The following is a 21,158-nucleotide window of genomic DNA, read 5'->3' as shown; positions in this document are numbered from 1 at the left end:
ACCTGCAGGAGAACCCGCTGGGCACCATCCCGCTGCTGGTCGACGGCGAGACGCGGATGACCGAGTCGGCGGCGATCGTGGAGTACCTGAGCCGCAGATACGGCGCGGGCAGCGGGTTGGCGGTCGAGCCCGACGAGCCGGGCTTCGGCGCCTGGCTCAACGCGCTGCATTTCGGCGAGGCGACCCTGACGTTCCCGCAGACTCTGGTGCTGCGCTACACGCGGCTCGAGCCGAAGGAGCGCCGCCAGCCCCAGGTGGCGGAGGACTACGCCAAGTGGTTCCTCGCCCGGCTAAGGGGGCTGGAGGCCATCGTCAGCCAGAACGAATTCGTCGCGGCGGGCCGGTTCACGGGCGGCGACATCTCGGTCAGTTACGCCCTGTTGCTGGCCCAATCGCTGGGACTGGAAGACAAATTCCCGCCGGCCGTGGCGGCCTACTGGATGCGGATGCAGGCGCGGCCGGGCTTCATCAGCGCCAAGGCGGCCCAGGCGAAGGCCTCGGCCGAGCAGGGGCTGACAGCCGTGCCGCTGGATCAGCTCTAACTGGGGACACGTACCTTCGGTACATGTCCCCGCCCTTGCCACCCACTCGCGCACCGCCGAAAAAGACCCGTGACCAAGACACCCCTGATCATCGACTGCGACCCCGGCGTGGACGACGCAGTCGCCCTGCTGCTCGCGTTCGCCGCGCCCGAAGCGCTGGAGCTGCTGGCCATCACCACGGTGGCCGGCAACGTCGCCGCCGAGCTGACGGCCCGCAACGCGCGGATCATCCGCCAGATCGCCGGGCGGGAGAACGTGCCTGTCTACGTCGGAGCCAGCGCTCCGCTGGTCCGGCCGCCGATCATCGCCAGCCACTTCCATGGCGAGTCCGGTCTGGGGACCCTGCCGGTGTTCGAGCCTGACGCGCCGGTGGCGCCGGGCGACGCGGCCGGAGCGATCATCGACATCGTCATGAGCCGACCGGCGGGCAGCGTCTCCATGGCCGTCACCGGGCCGATGACCAATCTGGCGCTGGCCCTGCAGCGCGAACCGGCGCTGGCCGCGCGGCTGGGGCCGGTGGTGGTGATGGGCGGCGCGCGGCGTGAAGGCGGCAACATCACCGCCTCGGCCGAGTACAACATCTATGCCGACCCGCACGCCGCCGACGTCGTGTTCCGCTCGGGCGTGAAGACCGTGGTTCTGGGTCTCGACGCCACCCATCAGGTGCGGGCGACCCCGGCACGGGTGGCGGCGGTCAAGGGCATCGATACGCCCGCCGCGAAGGCGGTGGCGCAGCTGTTCGACTTCGCCGTCTGGACCGAACAGACCCACGTCGGCGGCGACAGCCCGCCGCAGCATGACCCCTGCACCATCTTCTATCTGTTGGCCCCGCAACACTTCACGGCCGTGCCGGTCGATCTGCAGGTCGAAACGCAGTCCGAGCTGACCATGGGCCACACGGCCGTCGAGTTCCGCCTCGCCGATCCGGCCGCCGCGACCTGCCGGTGGGTGACCGAGGTCGACCATGAGGCGGTGTTCGCCGTGATCCTGGAGTTGCTGGCCCGATGAGCGCGCCGCTGATCACCGTCGTCGGCTCGATCAACCTCGACTTCGTGGCGAGCGCCGCGACCCTGCCGGCGCCCGGCGAGACGGTCACCGGCGCAACCCTGGCGACCCATCCGGGTGGCAAGGGCGCCAACCAGGCGCTGGCCGCCCGGCGATTGGGGGCCGAGGTGCGGATGGTCGGCCGCGTCGGCGCCGACGCCATGGCCGACCAGGCGCTGGCGCTGTTGAAGGCCGGCGGCGTGGACCTGTCGGGCGTCGCGGTCGATCCGGCGGCGCCCACCGGCGTGGCCCTGATCGGCGTGGACGCCGAGGGCGAGAACCAGATCATCGTCGCGCCCGGGGCCAACGCGGCCTTCACGCCCGACCTGTTGCCGGCGGTCATCGACGGCGCGCTGATCTGCCAGATGGAGCTGCCGGCGGAGACCGTCGCGGCGGCCGTGGCGCGGACCACCGGCTTTGTTTGCGTCAACCTCGCCCCGGCGCTCGATGTGCCCGACAGCGTGTTGCAGCGGGCCGATCTGATCGTCGTCAACCAGGGCGAGTCCGAGGTCTACGGCAAGCGGCTGCATGGCCTGCCGGGCGTGGTCGCGGTGACCTGGGGCTCTCGCGGCGCCGGCCTGTTCCGCGACGGGTCGCGGCTGGCCACGGCCGAGCCACCGGAGGTCTCGGTGGTCGACACGACCGGGGCGGGGGATACCTTCGTCGGCGCGTTGACGGTCGCGCTGCTCGAAGGCATGGGCCAGCGCGAGGCGCTCGCCTTCGCCTGCGCGGCGGGGGCGCTCACGGCCACGCGGGCGGGCGCGCAGTCGTCCCTGCCGACGCGGGTGGAGGTGGAGGGGATGCTGGCGGGCTGACGCCCGGTGCGTCCTTCGAGACGCTCGCTTGAGCCTCGCTCCTCAGGATGACGCAGAGGGTTGGCCTTCAAAGGCGCTCGTCATGGTGAGGAGTGAGGCATCAGCCGAGCGTCTCGAACCACGCACACTTTGCCCGCTCTCATGATGGGTCTAATCATTCGCCCATGACCCGATCCGTTCCCGAACTCAGCCTGAAAGCCTTCACCGAGGGCGACGCCGCCCAGCGACAGGCTTTCTCCGACGCGATGATGCGCGGCCTGCAGGACTACGGCTTCTTCGTGCTCAAGGATCACGGCGTGCCGGTCGAGTTGCTGCAGCGCGCTTACGCCGAGGCGGAGGGGCTGTTCGCCCTCGATGAGGCGACCAAGACGCAGTACGCCAAGGGCATGCGCGGCTACACGCCGTTCGGCGTCGAGCACGCCAAGGACAGCGGCCATCCGGACCTGAAGGAGTTCTGGCAGGTCGGCCACGATCCCTCGCCGGAAGCCGGGTCCGATCTCGAACCCAACGTCTGGCCGGCCGAAGCGCCGGGCGTGCAGCCCGCATTCCAGAGCCTGTTCAGCGCGCTCAACGAGACGGGCGTGATCCTGCTGCGGGCGCTGGCGCCGAAGCTGGGGCTGAAGGGCGACTTCTTCGACGACAAGGTCCGCTACGGCACCTCGTTGCTGCGGGTGCTGCACTATCCGCCGCTGGCTGCCGACGCCAATCCGAACGCGGTCCGCTCGGCGGCCCATGAGGACATCAACTTCATGACCATCATGGTCGCCGCCAAGGGCGCGGGGCTGGAGCTGCTCGACCGCGACGGGACCTGGCTGCCGGTGGTCACCGAACCGACCAACCTGATCGTCGACAGCGGCGACATGCTGGCGCGCATGACCAACGGCGTGATCCCGGCGACGACCCACCGGGTGGTCAACCCGACCGGGCCGAACGTGAGCCGCTATTCGATGCCGTTCTTCATGCACCCGACGCTGGAGACGTCTCTGGCCGTGCTGGAGAGCTGTGTCGGCGACGGCGCCAGGTTCGAGCCGGTGTCGGCGGGGGAGTTCCTCGACGAGCGGCTCAGGGCGATCGGGCTGAAGAAATGATCCTCCCCATCGGGGGAGGTGGCCCGGAGGGCCGGAGGGGGTCACTCGAAATCTGAGCCGACCCCCTCAGTCAGGCCTGCGGCCTGACAGCTCCCCCGATGGGGAGCATCAGGCCACCACCACCCCCGCCCGGCATTTCATCAGCGGCTGGATCTTCGTGCCGAAGTTCTCCACCCCCTGGACGAAGTCGTCGAAGGTCAGCAGCACGCCGGCCGTGTCGGGCACGGTCGCCACCTCGTCCAGCATCCGGGCAATGGACTCATACGACCCCACCAGCGTGCCCATGTTGAGGTTCACCGCCGCCTTCTCGGCCGCCAGTTGTTTGGTGTTGGTGTCCTCGGAAGTGTTGCCCGCCGCCTGGCCGACCAGCCAGGCCACGGCCTCCTTGTCGACGCCGTCGCGGTAGAGCTCCCACTTGGCCATGGCGGCCTCGTCGGTCTCGTCGGCGATGATCATGAACAGGATGTAGGCGCTGACGTCCCGGCCGGTCTTCTCCTTCGCCGCCCGAAGGCGCTCGTTCACGTCGGCGAAGGCAGTCGGCGTGTTGGTGCCCTTGCCGAGCGCGAAGCTGTAGTCGGCGTACTGGGCCGTGAAGGCCAGGCCCTCGGTCGAGGAGCCGGCGCAGATGATCTTCGTGTCCGTCGCCTTGGGACTGACCCGGCAGTCGGTCATCTGGAAATAGTCGCCCTTGAAGTTCGACACCCCTGTGTCGAACAGGTCGCGCAGGATCCGGGCGTATTCGGCCAGGTAGTCGTATCGCTTGGTGTAGTGGCTGTCGCCCGGCCACAGGCCCATCTGGCTGTACTCGGCCTCGGCCCAGCCGGTGACCAGGTTGATGCCGAAGCGGCCCGGCGCGATCGAGTCGATGGTCGCCGCCATCCGGGCGACAATCGCCGGCGGCAGGGTCAGGGTCGCGGCGGTGGCGAAGATCTTGATCCGCTCGGTGACGGCGGCGAGGCCCGCCATCAGGGTGAAGCTCTCGAGGTTGTGCTCCCAGAACTGCGTCTTCCCCCCAAAACCGCGCAGCTTGATCATCGACAGGGCGAAGTCGAAGCCGTAGCGGTCCGCCGCCTGGGTGATCGTCTTGTTGAGCTCGAAGGACGGCATGTACTGCGGCGAGGTCTCGGAGATGAGCCAGCCGTTGTTGCCGATCGGGATGAAGACGCCGATTTCCATGGGTATTCCTTGGGCTAGTGCGTTTCGCCGCCGAGGAAGGCGACGAGCGAGGCGTTGAACGCGTCCGGCGCGGTCACGGTGAAGCCGTGTCCGCCCCAGGGGACGATGTCGAGCGTGGCGTTGGGCAGGCGGGCGGCCAGGCGCTCCGAACAGCTGACCGGCACCAGCATGTCGTCAGCGCTGGCGCTGACCAGCACCGGATGGGGGATCTCCGGCAACCGGGCGTCGATGTCGAAGTCGAGCAGCGCCTGGATGCGGGCCAGCATGACCTCATGGTTCGGGAAACCGGCGACGTGGTGCGGCTCTTCAAGCGTCAGCCGGTCGTGGTTCGCGCTGATCCAGTTGGCCGGATAGAGGAACAGCGGCTGAGCGTGGACATAGGCCTCGGGGCCGCTGTCGTTGAGCAGGCTGATCCGTGTGCGGAAGCAGCGGGCCACATGCGCGTCCGGCGCGGCCCAGCCGTTGACCACGACCAGCCGGTCGAGCCGGTCCGGATGGTTCAGCGCCAGCGCCAGGCCCGCGTTGCCGCCGGCCGCGTGGCCGACGACATGCGCCTTCGCCAGCCCGGCCTCGTCCAGCACAGCGACGATATCACCGGCCATACGAGCGACGCTGTGGTCGTCGTGCAGGGTGCGGACGCTGCGGGCCGTGCCGCGATGGTCGTAGAGCAAAACCCTGAACCGCTCGCTCAGGGCCGCCATCTGCGGCGCCCAGAAGGCCGCCGAGCCGCCGAGGCCCGCCGACAGGACCACCACCTCGCGCATGTCGTCCGGCCCCGCATCGTGGAGCTCGTAGTACAGGCCGTCGGCGGTCCCGGACCGGGGCAAGGCTCTACGCCTTGCCGATGTGGGCGATCGAGGCGATTTCAACCAGGAAGTCGGGCCGCACCAGGCCGCAGACGATGCAGAACCGGGCCGGTTTGTCGCCGGGGAAGTACTCCGCATAGACCTTGTTGAGCGCGGCGTAGTCGGCCCAGTCCTTGAGGAAGATGTGGTTCATGGTCACGTCGTCCATGGTCCCGCCGGCGGTCTCGATGACCGACTTGATGGTCTCCAGAACGATGCGCGTCTGGCCCTCGGCGTCACCGACGCAGGCGACGTTGTTGTCCTTGTCGAAGGCGAGCGTGCCGGAGACGTAGACCACGCCGTCGGCGAGCGTACCGGGCGAGAAGGGCGCGATAGGCGTCTGGGTCCCCGGCGGGGTGATGACGGTCTTGGGCATGGTGGAACTCCTGATCAGTCTTTCGGCGCGACCTGGCCGAACGCGCCCTTGAAGTCGGCGACGCTGGACACCCAGCCGAAGAATTTCTCGATGTTGTAGATGGCCGCCTGCTGCACGAACTCGGGCCCGGCCTGATGGGTGGCGTCCTCCAGCACGATGCCGAAGTATTCGAGGAAGAAGCCGTCCCGGAGGGTCGACTCGACGCAGACATTGGTGGCGATGCCGACCACGACGATGTTGCGGATGCCGCGCGAGCGAAGGGTGCTGTCGAGCTGCGAATTGAAGAAGCCGCTGTAGCGGGTCTTGTGCAGGACGATGTCGCCCGGCTGGGGCTTCAACGCATCGACCAGTTCATAGTCCCAGGTCCCCTTGGCCAGCAGGGTGCCCTGCAGCTCCGGCCGCTGGCGCATGGTCTTCAGGGCGTTGGACTTGTGGAAGTTGGGCGAGCCCGGCCCGCCGGCCTCGACATAGTCGGCGTCCCAGCCGTTCTGGAAATAGATCACCGGCATGCCGGCGGCGCGGGCTACCTCGAGCACGCCCTTCGTGTTCCGGATCACGCGATCCGCGCCCGAGATGTCGAATCCGGCCAGATCCAGATAGCCCCCCGGCGAGGCGTAGGCGTTTTGCATGTCGATGACGATCACCGCCGTCTGCGACACCGAAACCGGGATCGGTTCGGGCCGGGCCGGGAGCATGATGATGTCGTCGGGCGTTGGCATGCCGAAGCGGGCCCTTGCGTTGTCGGGGCGGTAACATGGCATACGCTGGCGTGGCGCCAACCCATCCCGAGCCGGAGTTTCCGTTCCATGTCCGATCGCCTGCCAGACGCCAGCCTTGACCAGATTTTCCGCACGGCCCGGACGCGCAACGGCTGGACGCCGGAGACGATCAGCGAGGCGCTGATCCGCGAGATCTACGACACCGCCAAATGGGGTCCGACCTCGTCGAACTGCTGTCCCGGACGGTTCGTGTTCCTGACCAGTGATGCGGCCAAGGCGCGGCTGGCCCCGCACATGTCGTCCGGCAACCGGGCCAAGACCCTTGCCGCGCCGGTCAATGTGATCCTGGCCTACGACATGGCCTTCCATGAGCGGCTGCCCTACCTCGCGCCGCACAGTCCGAACGCGAAGGACTGGTTCACCTCCAACGAGGCGCTGGTCAAGGAGACCGCCTTCCGCAACGGCTCGCTGCAGGCGGCCTATCTGATGATTGCCGCGCGGTCGCTGGGCCTGGATTGCGGGCCGATGTCGGGCGTGAAGCTGGACGGGGTGAACGCCGAGTTCTTCGCCGGCACGACCTGGGAAGCGAACTTCATCTGCAACATCGGGCACGGGACGGATGAACACCTGCATCCACGTTCGCCGCGGCTGGACTTTGAAGAGGCGTGCCGGGTTTTGTGAGGGCGGAGAGCCGAGGCGCAAATACCGAACGTCATCCTCGCCCTTGTGGCGAGGACCCCTCGCGCAGCCGCACAAACAGCTCCCCAGCCGGACGCGTTCGGGACGCGTCGAGAGGGATCCTGGGCACAAGGCCCAGGATGACGAGGGTAGGGTTAGCCTACCCGTTGGGCCCACGCGGTGGTCAGCGCCGCCGCTGATCCCGTCCCGAACACATACCGGTCCGGCCGCACCAGAACCGCCTCAGCGTCGCGACTCCCGAACCATGCCGTCAGTTGGTCCGCGAATGGCGCTAGCGGGCTGTCTGCCAGCGACGCGCGGTCGATCAGCCACGGCCCCTCGCCGAGCAGGTCATCCAGACGCACATCGCCCGCCCAGGGCTGGGGAAAATACTCCCCGCCCACGCCGTCCAGCATCACGCCGGGACCGAGCCGCAGCGGCGCGATCGGCGGCGGGGCATGGCCTGCGGCGCGTTGGGCCAGCATGCCGGCGTCGCGCATGGCGGCGGCCTGCGGGTCGCTGATGCAGACCACCCGGCCCATGGCGATGGCCAGTTCGATGACGCTGCGCACCTGTGGCTCGCGCTCGGTCTGGTAGCTGTCGAGCAGGTCCGGATCCGCGCCGCGCCGGATCACCGCCGCCAGCTTCCAGGCCAGATTGTCGACGTCGCGAAGACCCGAACACAGGCCCTGTCCCGCGAAGGGCGGGGTCTGGTGGGCGGCGTCACCGGCCAATAGCACGCGGCCTTCCCGCCAGCGGTCGGCGACCCGGCCGTGGAAGCGGTAGACCGCCTTGCGCTCGATCTCGACGACATCCTCGCAGTTCCAGGGCTTCAGCAGGTCGCGGATAACGGCGTCGTCGAGCAGGCCCTCGGGCTGCTCACCGGGCAGCAGCATGAACTCCCAGCGGTGCCGGCCCTGGCTCATCACCAGGCAGGTGGTCGGCCGGGCCGGGTCACAGATCTGCAGGTTGGCCTGGGGCAGTCGCGAGACGTCGCTGACCACCGCGTCGATGACCAGCCAGGGCTCGTCGAAACCGTAGTCGCTCTGGCCGATGCCGAGGGCGTCGCGGACCGGGCTCTTGGCGCCGTCACAGGCCACCATCCAGCGGGCCCGGATTCCGGTCCTGCCGTCTGGTCCGTCGACAGAGGCGGTCACACCATCGGCGTCCTGGGTGAAGCTGGTGAGGCTGTGCCCAAGCCGGGCGTCGATCAGCGGCGACCCTGTCGCCAGCCGCCGCAAGGCATGCTCGAGGCTCGGCTGATGGAACATGTAGCCGGGCGCCCAGCCGGACGGGCTGTCCAGACGCTGGTCGTAGCGCATGAGGATCTCGCCGGCGGCGTTGCGGAACTCGTAGGCCGCCGCCGGCTGCGAGGCCGCCTGCATCTCCTCGGCGATGCCGAGCTTCTGGAACAGCCGCATGATCTCGTGATCGAAATGGGCGGCGCGGGGCAGGGGATAGACGCCGGTGTCCTTCTCGACGGCGATGGCCGTCACGCCCTGCCGGGCCAGCAGGGCGCAGAGCGCCGCGCCGACAGGACCCATGCCGGCGACCAGGACGTCGCAGTCGTAAGTCATCAGACCGCCTCGCAGACCGCTTCGATGGCGCCCAGGCCATCGACCTCGCAGCGCATCACGTCGCCGGCCTTGAGGAACTGACGGGGGTTCATCGCCGCGCCGACGCCGCCGGGCGTTCCGGTGAAGATCACGTCGCCGGGCTCCAGCGTCATGGCCGTCGACAGGTGCTCGATCTGCGCCCAGACGTCGAACACCAGGTTCTTCGTGTTCGAGTTCTGCCGCGTTTCGCCGTTGATCAGGCAGCGCAGTCCGAGCGTGTGCGGGTCGGCGATCTCGTCAGCGGTGGTGATCCAGGGGCCGAACGGGGCGTGGGTGTCGAACGACTTGCCCAGCGACCACTGCGGCGTGCGGTGCTGCCACATCCGTTCGGTGACGTCGTTGCCGACGCACCAGCCGAACACCGCGGCGGCAGCGTTCGCCTTGCTGATGTTGCGGCCGCCGACGCCGATTACCGCGACCATCTCGACTTCGTAGTCGCAGGCGGGGGTGGGGACCTGCACCGGGTCGTACGGCCCGGTCACCGCCGTGCCGGCCTTGGTGAACCAGACCTGGTTGGGCGGGGTCTCGACGCCGCTCTCGGCGATGTGGTCGGCGTAGTTGAGGCCGATCGCCCAGATCTTCCCGGGCCGGGGGATCGGCGCCAGCAGGCGGACGCTGTCCAGCGCCAGGGCGCCGGTTCCGGCCGCTGCAATGGCGCGGACCTCGGCCCCAACGCTCGGCCAGGCCTTGATCAGGCCGATCATGTCGGCCGGCAACCCAGGCGCGGCGCGGTTCAGCGGCACGATGCGGTCGCCGGTGACGACGCCCAGTTCCGGCGCGCCGTCGGCGGTGAAGGTGGCGAGTTTCATGTCTGTCGTTCCTAGCCGAAGTCCGGCGGCGAGGGCTGGCCCCACTGCACGCCGAGAAGGTCCTGAAGGGTGGCGGTGTTCGGGGCGTCGGCGGCGGTGAACAGGTCGCCGTCGGTCCAGTGTTCGAGGATGTGGCCCCAGGGATCGCGCCAGTAGTCGAACACCTGGCTGCCGAGGATATGGCGACCCACGCCCCAGGCCGGGGTGCGGGCGCCGGCCTTGAGGTGCGTGTGGCCGGCCATCAGATCGTCCAGGTCGCGCACCTCGAAGGCGGCGTGGTTGAATCCCGGGCCGGTCGGCGCCTGGAGAAGGAACAGGGTGTGGTGGTCCGTCGGCGTGTCGCCCCGGTCGCAGCGCAGGAAGGCGCCGATGGAGAACTCCGGCGCGACGGCGATCTCGTCGGAGGTCAGGAAGCCGAACCGGGCCTTGTACCAGGCCTCGGACGCCCGGAAATCCGACACACCGAGCACCGCGTGGCCGAGCCGGATGACGTTGGCGGGGCCCTCGCCGGTCCGCTTCACGGTGCGCAGACGAGGACGCGCCTCGATGTTGTTCCACGGCGGGCGGGGCGCGAAGGTCGCGGGGTCGGTCCAAGTCTGGCCGGCGACGACCTCGACCTGATGGCCGTCCGGGTCGCGGAGGCGCACGACGGACCCGCCGCCGGGCGCGTCCAGAGGCTCGATCGCCACGCCCTCGGCGGTGGCCAGCGTCCGCAGATCGTCGAGGCTCGCGGCCCGGAAACCAATGGCTGCGAACCCGGCATCGCCGCGCTCGGTGGCATGCAGGAAGGGCGCGCCGCCCTGCCCGCGCATGAACAGGCGCGTCTCGTCGGCCATGGCGACCTCGAGCCCGAACTGTTCGAGGAAGGCCTGCATCTCGGTCAGGTCCGGCGCGCTGAAGCGGACGTAGGCGATGTCCTCGATACGGATCAGGCTCATGATCGGGTCTCCGTGAAAATGTCGGCGGCAGCGGCGTCGCTGAGGGCGCGGGCGAGGTCTTCGGCGACGCCCAGGCCGCGCAGCAGGCCGAAGTTCAGGTCGCGGCAGAGGTCGGCCGCCGGGGTCTGGCCGCGCGGTTCGAGCACCCGGGTGATGGCGATCATGGCCATGCCCATGGCCATCAGGACGCCCGTCTCAAGCGTCAGTCCACGGAAGGCGCCGGAGGTCAGGCCGGTCTCGATGTCGGCGCGCAGCCCCCGGTTCAGCGGGGCGTCCGGCAGGGTCGCGCCCGCGAACAGCCGCATCATCGCGCGGGACCGCGCGGGGTTCTGAAGGGCGAACCGCACGACGACTGTCTGGGCGCGGGCCATGCGGCGGGCGGGATCGGTCAGGCCGTCGTTGACCCGGTCGACCTCGGCCTCGACCTCGGCGCGCACCTGTCGCGCGATCTCCCGCGCCAGCGCGTCCTTGTCGGCGAAGTGGTTGTAGAAGCTGCCCTTGGCCACGTCGGCGGCGGCGACGATGTCGTCGATGCTGACGGCGTCGACGGACTGGGCGGAAAACAGGCTCTCGCCGGCCTGCAGCAGCGCCGCCCGCGTTCTGGCGCGGCGTCGGTCCGGTTTGATGTCGATGGCGTCGGCGATCATCGCGCGGGTCCATATTTGACTATTTGGTCACTATTGAACTAATCAGTCAGAATTGCAAGCCAATCGGAGATCGGGCATGGGCTCCGGTCAGCGAGACCGCGCAGACGGCCTGACGCCACAAGGGGAAACGCCGATGACGACGCCCACGCCGATCAACCCTTTCGCCGGGCAGGACATCCGGAGCCTGATCGACGCCCAGGCGACTCGGCGCGGCGAACATCCGGCGCTGATCTGGGAGCCTTTCGAGGGCGAGGGGCGTACCTGGTCCTATGCGCAGCTGGCCGAGGCGATCCGCCGGTTCGCCGCCGGGCTGCAGGCGCGGGGCGTGAAGCCCGCGGACCGGGTGCTGGTGCACCTCGACAACTGTCCGGAGTCGGTCATCGCCTGGCTCGGCTGCGCCTATGCCGGCGCCGTGGCGGTGACGACCAACGCCAAGTCGAGCGCGGACGAGATCACCTATTTCGCCAGCCACAGCGGCGCGGTCGGCGGCGTCACCCAGCCGTGCTTCGCCCATCTCGTGCGCGACGCCGCGCCCGGTCTCGGCTGGCTGGTGGTGACCGACACCGACAACGGCGCGCCCGCGGCGGCCGACGTCTCCGGGTTCGAACCCTTCTCCGCCCTGTCAGGGGATCCGGCGACCCTGACCGAGCGGCCGCACGACCCGATGGCGCACTTCGGCATCCAGTACACCTCCGGCACCACGGCCCGGCCCAAGGCGGTGCTGTGGACCCACGCCAACTTCCTCTGGGGCGCGAAGATGTGCGCCCTGCACGAGGATCTGCGGCCGGAGGACGTGCATCTGGTCTTCCTGCCGATGTTCCACACCAACGCGCAGGTCTATTCGGTGGCGGCCGCCCTCTGGGCCGGTTCGACCATCGTGCTTCAGCCGAAGTTCTCCGCCTCGCGGTTCTGGACGGTGTCGCTGAAGCACGGCTGCACCTGGGCCTCGATGGTGCCCTTCTGTCTCAAGGCCATCGCCGAACAGCCGAAGCCTGAGCGGCACAGCTATCGCTTCTGGGGCAACGGCATCTGCGAGCCGCCGACCGACGCCCTGTTCGGGGTCAAGACCATCGGCTGGTGGGGTATGACCGAGACCATGACCCAGGGCACGGTGGGTCATCCGCATCTACCGGACGCCCCGATGTCGATGGGGCGGCCTTCGCCGGGCTACCGCATCCATGTGCTTGATGAGGATGGTCAGCCGGTGAAGCCGGGCCAGACCGGCGACCTGCTGGTCGGCGGGCAGCCCGGGGTGTCACTGTTTCTGGAATACGCCAATGACCCGGAGGCGACCGCGAAGGCCTACACGGCAGACGGCCTTTTCATCACCGGCGACCGCGTTCGGCTCGGGGAGGACGGCTTCCTGTATTTCGCCGACCGCAGCAAGGACATGCTCAAGGTCGGCGGCGAGAACGTCGCCGCGTCGGAAATCGAGCGCGTCGTGGCGAGTGTCGCCGGCGTGAAGGAGTGCGCGGTTGTCGGCCGGCGGCACCCGATGCTCGACGAGGTCCCGGTGGCGTTCGTGATTCCGGTGGACGCGGCGGACCTGGGGTTGCCGGGCAGGGTGCTCGACGCTTGCATGGCGACGCTCGCCAGCTTCAAGCGGCCGCATGAGGTGCGACTGGTGCCGGAACTTCCGCGCTCGACCCTGGAAAAGATCGCCAAGGCCGAGCTGCGGGCGGTGCTGGCGGCGGAGGGGAAAGGCTAGCGCCTTGTCGCCCCTGTCCCCCGGGGTCTATCACCGTCGGCCATACAGGAGCGAGACATGGCCGCGGGCTTCACCTTCACCGAGACGCTGACCGAGGCGGATCGCGAGATCCTCACCGACGAGGCCCTGGCCTTTCTGGGCGAGCTGGTCGACCGGTTCGCGGCGCGGCGTGACGCCCTGCTGGCCGACCGCAAGGTCTGGCAGGCCAGGATCGACGCCGGCGGCCTGCCCGGCTTCCGGCCCGAGACGGCGACGATCCGCGAGGGCGACTGGACCGTCGGCGCCCTGCCGGCCGACCTGCTTGACCGGCGCGTCGAGATCACCGGCCCGGCCGAGCCGAAGATGGTCATCAACGCCCTGAACAGTGACGTGAAGCTGTTCATGGCCGACTTCGAGGACGCCCTGTCGCCGACCTGGGCCAATGTCGTCGGCGGCCAGCGGGCCCTGCGTGAGGCGATCGCCCGGACGCTGACGTTCGATGATCCGGCCAGCGGCAAGCACTATGCCCTCGGTCCGAAGCTCGCGACCCTGGTCGCCCGGGTGCGCGGGCTGCATCTCGACGAGAAGCACATCCTGCGCAACGGGAAGAAGGTCCCCGGGGCGCTGGTGGATTTCGGCCTCTATTTCCACCACAACCATGCGGCGCTGAAGGCTATCGGCAGCGGCCCCTACCTCTATGTGCCCAAGCTGGAGCACCGCGAGGAAGCGCGCTGGTGGAACGACGTGTTCGTCTTCGCGCAGGAGCGGCACGGCGTGCCCGTCGGCACGATCAAGGCGACCATGCTGATCGAGACCCTGCCGGCGGTCTTCGAGATGGACGAGATCCTGTTCGAACTGAAGGACCACGCGGCGGCGCTGAACTGCGGCCGCTGGGACTACATCTTCAGCTACATCAAGACCCTGCGCCGGCATGGCGACCGGCTGCTGCCGGACCGCACCTCGGTCAGCATGGACAAGCCGTTCCTCGACGCCTACTCGCGCCTGCTGATCCGGACCTGCCATCGCCGCGGGGCGCTGGCCATGGGCGGCATGAGCGCCTTCATCCCGCGCAAGGATCCGGAGGAGAACGCCCAGGTGCTGGAGCGCGTGCGCGCCGACAAGGCGCGCGAGGCGGCCAACGGCCATGACGGGTCCTGGATCGCCCACCCTGGCCTGTCGGATGTGGTCAACGCGGTCTATGGCGCCGCCTTCGCGCCGGGGCGTACCAACCAGCTCGAGGTCAGCCGCGCCAATGACGCGCCCGTCACCGAGGCCGACCTGCTGGCCCCTCCGCCGGGTCCGTTCACCGAGGTCGGCCTGCGCCACAACCAGCGGGTCGCGGTCCAGTACATCGAGGCCTGGCTCGGCGGCTCAGGCGCGGTGGCGATCTACGGCCTGATGGAGGATGCGGCCACGGCCGAGATCAGCCGGGCGTCGATCTGGCAGTGGATCAGGAACGGCGTGACGCTCGATGACGGGACGCCGATGACGGCCGAGCTGTTCGAGACGATCTTCGTCGAGGAACTGGCCGTGGTCCGCGCCGAGGTCGGCGAGGAGCGCTGGGCGTCTGGTCGATGGTCCGAGGCCGCTGAGCTGATGCGCGAGCTCTGCCTGCAGGACGAGTTCGCGGAGTTTTTGACGCTGAGCGCGTACGAGCGACTGTAGGGGCGGGCCCAACCAGACCCGTCATCCTCGCCCTTGTGGCGAGGACCCCTCGCGCAGCCGCAGGCGCTGCTCTCCAGCTTGACGGGTTCGGAGCACTTTCAGAGGGGTCCTGGGCACAAGGCCCAGGATGACGGGCTCAGGGGATCACCACCTCAATCCAGTCCCCCTCGCTCAACTCCACCTCATCCAGGTTCTCCCCCGGCCCCGCGCGGTCGATGACGAGGAAGTCGCTCTCGGTCTCCAGCGCCAGTGAGTAGTGGTGCCAGGTTCCGGCGGCGTAGTTCACACCCTGGTCGCCGGACGCCAGAAACACCTCGATCCTGGCCGGGTCCAGATCGCCCGCCAGCGCCACCGCCACCAGGTAGGGTCTGCCGTTCAGCGGCATGAAGGCCTGGCTGCCCAACGGGTGGCGCTCCATGATCTTCAGCACCGGCGGCTCCAGCGGCCTGGAGCGGAACAGGCTGACGATCGTCCGGCCGCCGTCGACGGCCGTGTCGATCACCGCCAGGTCGTTGAACCGCGTCGTGGCGCCGTAGTTGATCGGATACTGCTCGACGCCGTCGCGGGCCGAGATCACGTCGCCATAGGGCGCGAAGGCCTCCGGCGTCAGAGGTCTCGGTGTGACCCGCCGCATCACCTGGTCTCCGCCCTGATCCATGCGCCCAGCCGGTCGCGTTCGGCTTGCGTCATGCCGGTCATGTTGCCGAGCGGCATGCTGTCGGTGGCGACTGCGCGCTCATAGATGCGCGGGGCGTAGCGGCGGATTTCCTCGGGCGTGTCGTAGGCGACGCCGTTCGGAGCCGTTGCAAATCCCGGATTGGTCGGATGGGCCGAGTGACAGCCGATACAGTGCTTCTGGATCGTCGCCTGCACCTCGCTGAACGGCACGACTCCGGCGACCGCCGCGGCCTTCGGCTTTGTCGCCAGGGCCAGTAACATCACCATCAGGAAGATCATCGCTCCGCCCGCGAGGATCATCGGCTCGCTGAATCCGGCGTTCCGGCGATTGAAGAAGTGGCGGATGGTCAGGCCGCTGAGGCCGATGCCGGCGACCAGCAGCCAGTTCAGTGGATGGTCGATGACCATCGGATAGTGGTTGCTGACCATCAGGAACAGCACCGGCAGGGTCATGTAGTTGTTGTGCACCGAGCGCATCTTGCCGCGCTTGCCGAGCGCCGGATCGACCGGCTCGCCGGCCAGCATGGCCGCGACGATCTTCCGCTGGTTGGGGATGATCACCAGGAAGACGTTGGCCACCATGACCGTGCCGATCATCGCGCCCAGATGGATGAAGGCGCCGCGGTTGCTGAAGATGTGGCTCAGGGCCCAGGCGGCGGCCGTCAGGATTATGAACCAGACCACTCCGAACAGCCGCAGCTTCTGGCCCAGGGGGGACCGGCACAGGCCGTCGTAGAGAATCCAGCCGCCGCCCAGAAAGCCGAGACCGATCGCCACCGCCTGCCAGGGCGCGAGCGCCGCCTTCGACGGATCGATCAGGTAGGTCGGCGCGCCGAGATAGTAGATCACGCCCAACAAGGCGAAGCCGCTGAGCCAGGTGGTGTAGGCCTCCCATTTGAACCAGTGCAGGTCTTCCGGCATGTCCGGCGGGACGGAGAGGTATTTGCGCTTGTGATAGAAGCCGCCGCCGTGGACGGCCCACAGGTCTCCCTGCACGCCCTTGGGCGTGGTCGCGTCGGCCTTCAGCCGGGCGTCCAGCCACATGAAATAGAAGGACGAGCCGATCCAGGCGATGCCGGCGATGACGTGCAGCCAGCGAATTCCGAGGTTCAGCCAGGCGAGGAGGTCCGCGATCATGGCGTCTCGATCATCTGCAGGAGTTGGGCGGCCACGGCCACTGCGATCACTTCGGGCGCCTTGCTCTTGAGGCCCGGCAGGCCGATCGGGCTGGTCAGGCGCGCGATGGCGTCTTCCGGCACGCCGTCCTCGCGCAGGCGGCGCAGGAAGCGGGCGCGCTTGGTGTCGGAGCCGATCAGGCCGCAGTAGCGGAAGGTCCCGGCGGTCAGGGCGGCCCGCGTCAACTGGTAGTCCAGGTCGTGGTTGTGGGTCAGGATCAGGACGAAGTCGTCCCCGGCGATATCGCCGGCGATCTGAACGAGGCGGGCCTCGTCGTGGACGGCGACGCCCGGCGCGGCGGCCTCGTCGCGACTGTCATGCCAGTCGAGGCTGAAGGGCAGCGGCGCGAAAACCCGGGCGATGGCCTGGCCGACATGGCCGGCGCCGAACATCAGCAGGCGCGCGCGGCGGGCGTCGACGGTTTCGATCAGCGCGTCGCCGTCGCCGAGCTTCGGCCGGCGGCCGGGCAGGGGTTGGCCGTCGGACCCTATAAGGCGGATCAGGGAGCCGGGCCATTGATCCACCTTCGCCAATCCTCCCCGCTCCGCGGGGATGATAGAGCGGTGGAGATGGTCGCCGCGCACGCTGGCCTCCAGCTGATACCGCTCTCCCGCCGTCTCCAGCCGCGCCGCTTCGCCGAGCCAGTCCGCGCTGCCGCCATCGAGCCGTTCCAGCAGCAGCCGCACATGGCCGCCGCAGCACTGCTGCAGGAACGGGCCCAGCGGGTAGTCCTGCAAAGCCCAGTGTCGCTCGGACGCCAGCATCCGCCGCGCCTGGTCGGTCGCCCGAAACTCCAGCGCGCCGCCGCCGATGGTGCCGCTCTGGCCCTGTTCGCCGACGAGCATCCGCGCCCCGGTCTCGCGCGGGGTAGAGCCCTCGGCGGCCACGACGGTGACCATGGCCAGGGCCTCGCCGCGCTTCACGGCGGTCAGGGCTCGCGCGGCCCAGCTCATGCGAGGCCCGCCCGGCGGCGGACGTCGCCCACGGCCATCAGGATGCGCTCGGGCGTCGCCGGGGCGTCCAGATCAGGCATGACGCGGTAGTCACCCGCCGCCGCCACCGCCTGTGTCAGGGCCGAGAACACCGAGATGGCCAGCATCAGCGGCGGTTCGCCCACGGCCTTCGACCGGTGGATCGTCGGCTCCGCGTTCGGCTCCTGCCAGAAGTCGATGTTGAGGACGCCCGGCCGGTCCGACGCCGTCGGGATCTTGTAGGTCGACGGGGCATGGGTCTTCAGCACGCCCTTGCTGTCGAAGACGAGCTCCTCGGTGGTCAGCCAGCCCATGCCCTGGACGAAGCCGCCCTCGATCTGGCCCAGATCGATGGCCGGGTTCAGCGACCTGCCGCAGTCATGCACGATGTCGGTGCGCAGGCAGCGGTTCTCGCCGGTCAGGGTGTCGATGATCACCTCCGACACCGCCGCGCCCCAGGCGTAGTAGAGGAACGGCCGGCCGTGATGCCTGGCGCGGTCGTAGTGGATCTTCGGCGTGCGGTAGTAGCCGGCGGCCGACAGCGAGATGCGGTTGAACCAGGCCTTCTTCGCCAGCTCGGCGAAGGTCAGGCTCCGGTCGCCGCCGTGGACGGCGTTGTCCGCGAACCTCACCTGGGCCTCGGCGACGCCCAGCGCCTTCGCCGCCACCTCGACCAGCCGGTCGCGGATCTGCACCGCCGCATCGAGCGCCGCCATGCCGTTGAGGTCGGAGCCGGACGAGGCGGCCGTGGCGGAGGTGTTGGGCACCTTGTCTGTGGTCGTGGCGGTGATTTTCACCCGGTCGAGATCGATGCCGAACACATCGGCGACCACCTGGGCGACCTTCACATAGAGGCCCTGGCCCATCTCCGTGCCGCCGTGGTTCAGCATGACGCTGCCGTCGCTGTAGACGTGCACCAGCGCCCCGGCCTGGTTGAGGTGAGTGGCGGTGAAGCTGATGCCGAACTTGACCGGCGTCAGGGCGATGCCGCGCTTGAGCCAGCGGTTCCCGGCGTTCCACTCGAGGATGGCAGCGCGGCGGGCGCGGTAGTCGCTGCTGGCCTCAAGCTGTTCGATCAGGGCGAGGGCCGGGCTGTTCTCGACGGTCTGGCCGTAGGGTGTCTGGTCGCCGGTCACGCCATAGAGGTTGGCCTTGCGCACATCGAGCGGGTCCTTGCCCAGATGCAGGGCCATGGCGTCCATCGCCCGCTCGACGGCCATCATCCCCTGCGGCCCGCCGAAGCCGCGGAACGCGGTGTTCGACACCGTGTGGGTGCGGAAACGGTGCGAGACGATCTCGGCGGTCTGCAGGGCGTAGGCGTTGTCGGAGTGGAACATCGCCCGGTCGTTGATGGCCATCGACAGGTCGGCCGAGTAGCCGCAGCGGCTGGCCAGGTCGAACGCCGCGCCGGCGAGCCTGCCGCTGTCGTCGAAGCCGACCGACCAGCTCGTCTCGAAGTCGTGGCGCTTGCCGGTCATGACCATGTCGTCGTCGCGGTCGACGCGGACCTTGGCCGGGCGGCCGGTGCGGACGGCGATCAGCGCGGCCGCCGCCGCGAACAGGGCCGGCTGACTCTCCTTGCCGCCGAAGCCGCCGCCCATGCGGCGGATCTCGACGGTGACGGCGTGGTCCCGCAGGCCGAGCACCTTGGCGACGTTGTGCTGCACTTCGGTGGGATGCTGGGTCGAGGACCAGACGTGGAAGTCGCCGTCCTCGCGCGGGGTGGCCAGGGCGATCTGGCCTTCGAGGTAGAAATGGTCCTGGCCGCCGATGGCCAGCCGACCTTTCAGGATGTGCGGTGCGGCGGCCATGGCGCCGGCGGCGTCGCCGAGGCGCATGGTCTGGGCGGGTTCGATGACGCTGCCGACGGCGCGGGCCTCCGCTATGGTCAGGACCGTCAGCAGGTCCTCGTAGACAACCTTCGCCAGCTTCGAAGCGGCGAGCGCCTGGTCGCGGGTGACGGCGGCCACGGCGAACAGCGACTGGCCCACGTACTGGACGAGCCCGTCCGCGAAGAGCGGATCATCGCCGGCGACCGGGCTGACATCGTTGGTCCCCGGGATGTCCTTCGCGCAGACCACATCGATCACGCTCGGGGCGGCGCGCACGGCGCTGAGGTCGAGCGAGACAACGCGGGCGTGGGCGCGCTGGCTCATGCCCAGGACCACATGCAGCAGGTCGCGCGGTTCCGGGATGTCGTCGATATACAGGGCCCGGCCGGCGACGTGACGTTCGGCGCTGTCGTGGCGGACGGAGGTGTGAACGACGCCGTGGTCAGCCATGAATCGGCTCCGCGTCCAGCAGGCTGACGGCCTCGCCCTGTGATTCCGCGAACAGCCGGCGCAGCAGGTTTTGCGCGGCCGTCAGGCGATAGGCGGCCGAGGCGCGCATGTCGTCGATCGGCTGGAAGTCGTTCGCCAGCGCGGCGGCGGCGGCCTCGATGCTCGCTTCGGTCCAGGGCTGGCCAAGGAGCGCGGTCTCGCAGGCGGCGGCGCGTTTCGGCGTCGCGGCCATCCCGCCCAAGGCGACGCGGGCGTTTTCGACGACGCCGTCTTTTATGGTCAAGGCGAAGCCGCCACAGACGGCGGAGATGTCCTGGTCGAAGCGCTTGGACAGCTTGAACACGCGGTAGAGGGTGGCCGGGTCGGGGTGCGGTACGACCACGGCCTCCACGAACTCGCCGGGTTGGCGGTCCTGCTTGCCGTAGTCGAGGAAGTACGCCTCCAGCGGCAGTTCGCGAGTCACGGCGCACTTGCGCAACACCAGCGTGGCGCCGAGGGCGATCAGGGCAGGGGGCATGTCGCCGATCGGCGAGCCGTTGGCGATGTTTCCGCCGATCGTGCCGCTGTTGCGCACCTGCACCGAGCCCAGCCGGCGGACCATCTCGCCGAGCGAGGGGTGCAGGCCGGCCAGAGTCGCCAGCGCATCGCTGTAGCGGACGCCGGCGCCGATGCGGACGCCCCCGGGCGTCCCGGCGATGGTCTTGAGTTCGGCGACGGCGTTGATCGAGATGATGGTCTTCAGATCGCGATGCTGCTTGGTCACCCACAGGCCGACGTCGGTGGCGCCGGCCAGCACCACGGCGTCCGGATGAGCCTCGACCAGACCGGCGAGATCGTCGAGCGATTTCGGCGCGAACCACCGGCGTCCATCGTGGCTCAGCGACAGGGGCTCTTCGCGCGACAGCGCCTGGAGCGCCGCGACGGGGTCGTCTTCCGCCCGGGTTCCGGCAGCCTCGCCGGCGGCCAGGATCGGCCCGTAGCCCGTGCAGCGGCAGAGATTTCCGGCGATGCTGTCGGCCACCGGCGGCGGGCTGTCCTCGCGGCCGCGCGCCCACAGCGACATGACGAAGCCCGGGGTGCAGAAGCCGCACTGCGAGCCGTGATGCTCGACCAGCGCCGCCTGCACCGGGTGATCGCCGCCGAGGCTCTCGACCGTCTTCAGCGCCTTTCCGTCGAGCATTGGCGCGAACAGGATGCAGGCGTTGACCGCCCGCCATTTCACCCGGTCGCCGTCCAGCTCGCCCACCGCTACGGTGCAGGCGCCGCAGTCGCCCTCGGCGCAACCCTCCTTGGTCCCGGTCCGGCGCAGGTCGTAGCGCAGCAGGTTCAGCACCGTGGTCGTAGGATCTACGCCGCAAAGCTCGCGGACCTTGCCGTCGAGCACGAAGCGGACGACGTCGCGCACC

Annotated in this window: 20 protein-coding genes; 7 read left to right on the top strand and 13 right to left on the bottom strand. The window is 69.1% G+C overall.

Annotated elements, in window-relative coordinates:
• The first annotated feature begins 2 nt into the window (after positions 1-2).
• From ACODSL_RS04575 to ACODSL_RS04560, 4 genes are all read left to right on the top strand, one after another.
• Positions 3-542 (top strand): glutathione S-transferase family protein, encoded by a 540-nt coding sequence (locus ACODSL_RS04575; RefSeq protein ID WP_488899731.1) that lies wholly within the window; start codon positions 3-5, stop codon positions 540-542.
• Between the two features lie 69 nt (positions 543-611).
• Positions 612-1,550: a nucleoside hydrolase gene (locus ACODSL_RS04570; protein ID WP_488899449.1), complete on the top strand. Its 939-nt coding sequence runs from the start codon at positions 612-614 to the stop codon at positions 1,548-1,550.
• The gene (locus ACODSL_RS04565) at positions 1,547-2,401 is read left to right on the top strand and encodes a ribokinase (protein ID WP_488899448.1); all 855 of its coding nucleotides are present in this window, start codon (positions 1,547-1,549) and stop codon (positions 2,399-2,401) included. Before ACODSL_RS04570 ends, ACODSL_RS04565 begins: the two co-directional genes overlap by 4 nt.
• Positions 2,402-2,565: 164 nt before the next feature.
• Complete coding sequence (locus ACODSL_RS04560; RefSeq protein ID WP_488899447.1) at positions 2,566-3,489, top strand: isopenicillin N synthase family dioxygenase; 924 nt, start codon at positions 2,566-2,568, stop codon at positions 3,487-3,489.
• A gap of 108 nt (positions 3,490-3,597) precedes the next feature.
• On the opposite strand, the gene rutA is transcribed toward ACODSL_RS04560, so the two are convergent.
• The 4 genes from rutA to rutB are packed head-to-tail and all read right to left on the bottom strand — an operon-like array spanning position 3,598 to position 6,605.
• Positions 3,598-4,665, bottom strand: a complete 1,068-nt coding sequence (gene rutA, locus ACODSL_RS04555) for a pyrimidine utilization protein A (protein ID WP_488899446.1) — start codon at positions 4,663-4,665, stop codon at positions 3,598-3,600.
• Between the two features lie 14 nt (positions 4,666-4,679).
• Positions 4,680-5,492: a pyrimidine utilization protein D gene (rutD, locus tag ACODSL_RS04550; RefSeq protein WP_488899445.1), complete on the bottom strand. Its 813-nt coding sequence runs from the start codon at positions 5,490-5,492 to the stop codon at positions 4,680-4,682.
• A gap of 4 nt (positions 5,493-5,496) precedes the next feature.
• Positions 5,497-5,886, bottom strand: a complete 390-nt coding sequence (gene rutC, locus ACODSL_RS04545) for a pyrimidine utilization protein C (protein WP_488899444.1) — start codon at positions 5,884-5,886, stop codon at positions 5,497-5,499.
• Between the two features lie 14 nt (positions 5,887-5,900).
• Positions 5,901-6,605 (bottom strand): pyrimidine utilization protein B, encoded by a 705-nt coding sequence (rutB, locus tag ACODSL_RS04540; protein WP_488899443.1) that lies wholly within the window; start codon positions 6,603-6,605, stop codon positions 5,901-5,903.
• A gap of 87 nt (positions 6,606-6,692) precedes the next feature.
• Between rutB and ACODSL_RS04535 the strand changes: the two genes are divergently transcribed.
• Complete coding sequence (locus ACODSL_RS04535; RefSeq protein ID WP_488899442.1) at positions 6,693-7,286, top strand: malonic semialdehyde reductase; 594 nt, start codon at positions 6,693-6,695, stop codon at positions 7,284-7,286.
• A gap of 152 nt (positions 7,287-7,438) precedes the next feature.
• Here ACODSL_RS04535 and mhpA read toward each other — a convergent pair whose 3' ends face one another.
• From mhpA to ACODSL_RS04515, 4 genes are read right to left on the bottom strand one after another with little or no spacing between them, the layout of a single operon-like run.
• The gene (gene mhpA / locus ACODSL_RS04530; protein WP_488899441.1) at positions 7,439-8,860 is read right to left on the bottom strand and encodes a bifunctional 3-(3-hydroxy-phenyl)propionate/3-hydroxycinnamic acid hydroxylase MhpA; all 1,422 of its coding nucleotides are present in this window, start codon (positions 8,858-8,860) and stop codon (positions 7,439-7,441) included.
• Positions 8,860-9,708, bottom strand: coding sequence for a fumarylacetoacetate hydrolase family protein (locus ACODSL_RS04525; RefSeq protein ID WP_488899440.1), 849 nt, complete (start codon positions 9,706-9,708; stop codon positions 8,860-8,862). The genes mhpA and ACODSL_RS04525 overlap by 1 nt, the downstream gene beginning before the upstream one ends.
• Before the next feature lie 11 nt (positions 9,709-9,719).
• Positions 9,720-10,646, bottom strand: coding sequence for a VOC family protein (locus ACODSL_RS04520; RefSeq protein WP_488899439.1), 927 nt, complete (start codon positions 10,644-10,646; stop codon positions 9,720-9,722).
• Complete coding sequence (locus ACODSL_RS04515; RefSeq protein WP_488899438.1) at positions 10,643-11,293, bottom strand: TetR/AcrR family transcriptional regulator; 651 nt, start codon at positions 11,291-11,293, stop codon at positions 10,643-10,645. Before ACODSL_RS04515 ends, ACODSL_RS04520 begins: the two co-directional genes overlap by 4 nt.
• Before the next feature lie 133 nt (positions 11,294-11,426).
• Between ACODSL_RS04515 and ACODSL_RS04510 the strand changes: the two genes are divergently transcribed.
• The gene (locus ACODSL_RS04510) at positions 11,427-13,001 is read left to right on the top strand and encodes an AMP-binding protein (protein WP_488899437.1); all 1,575 of its coding nucleotides are present in this window, start codon (positions 11,427-11,429) and stop codon (positions 12,999-13,001) included.
• A gap of 57 nt (positions 13,002-13,058) precedes the next feature.
• Positions 13,059-14,645: a malate synthase A gene (aceB, locus tag ACODSL_RS04505; protein ID WP_488899436.1), complete on the top strand. Its 1,587-nt coding sequence runs from the start codon at positions 13,059-13,061 to the stop codon at positions 14,643-14,645.
• A gap of 136 nt (positions 14,646-14,781) precedes the next feature.
• On the opposite strand, the gene ACODSL_RS04500 is transcribed toward aceB, so the two are convergent.
• Genes ACODSL_RS04500 through xdhA form a run of 5 tightly spaced genes read right to left on the bottom strand, consistent with a single transcriptional unit; the run spans position 14,782 to position 21,157 of the window.
• Positions 14,782-15,279 carry an ureidoglycolate lyase gene (locus tag ACODSL_RS04500; RefSeq protein WP_488899435.1) on the bottom strand — a complete coding sequence of 166 codons (498 nt, stop codon included), beginning with the start codon at positions 15,277-15,279 and terminating at the stop codon, positions 14,782-14,784.
• A complete protein-coding gene (locus ACODSL_RS04495) occupies positions 15,279-16,460 on the bottom strand; it encodes a urate hydroxylase PuuD (RefSeq protein WP_488899434.1) in 1,182 nt (393 codons plus the stop codon). Before ACODSL_RS04495 ends, ACODSL_RS04500 begins: the two co-directional genes overlap by 1 nt.
• Positions 16,457-17,452, bottom strand: a complete 996-nt coding sequence (xdhC, locus tag ACODSL_RS04490) for a xanthine dehydrogenase accessory protein XdhC (RefSeq protein ID WP_488899433.1) — start codon at positions 17,450-17,452, stop codon at positions 16,457-16,459. The genes ACODSL_RS04495 and xdhC overlap by 4 nt, the downstream gene beginning before the upstream one ends.
• Positions 17,449-19,752, bottom strand: a complete 2,304-nt coding sequence (gene xdhB / locus ACODSL_RS04485; protein ID WP_488899432.1) for a xanthine dehydrogenase molybdopterin binding subunit — start codon at positions 19,750-19,752, stop codon at positions 17,449-17,451. The genes xdhC and xdhB overlap by 4 nt, the downstream gene beginning before the upstream one ends.
• Positions 19,745-21,157, bottom strand: coding sequence for a xanthine dehydrogenase small subunit (xdhA, locus tag ACODSL_RS04480; protein ID WP_488899431.1), 1,413 nt, complete (start codon positions 21,155-21,157; stop codon positions 19,745-19,747). Before xdhA ends, xdhB begins: the two co-directional genes overlap by 8 nt.
• Position 21,158 lies beyond the last annotated feature (1 nt).

This window comes from Caulobacter sp. FG121 (genome assembly GCF_057809815.1).
This window is presented reverse-complemented; position numbering and strand designations above follow the sequence as displayed.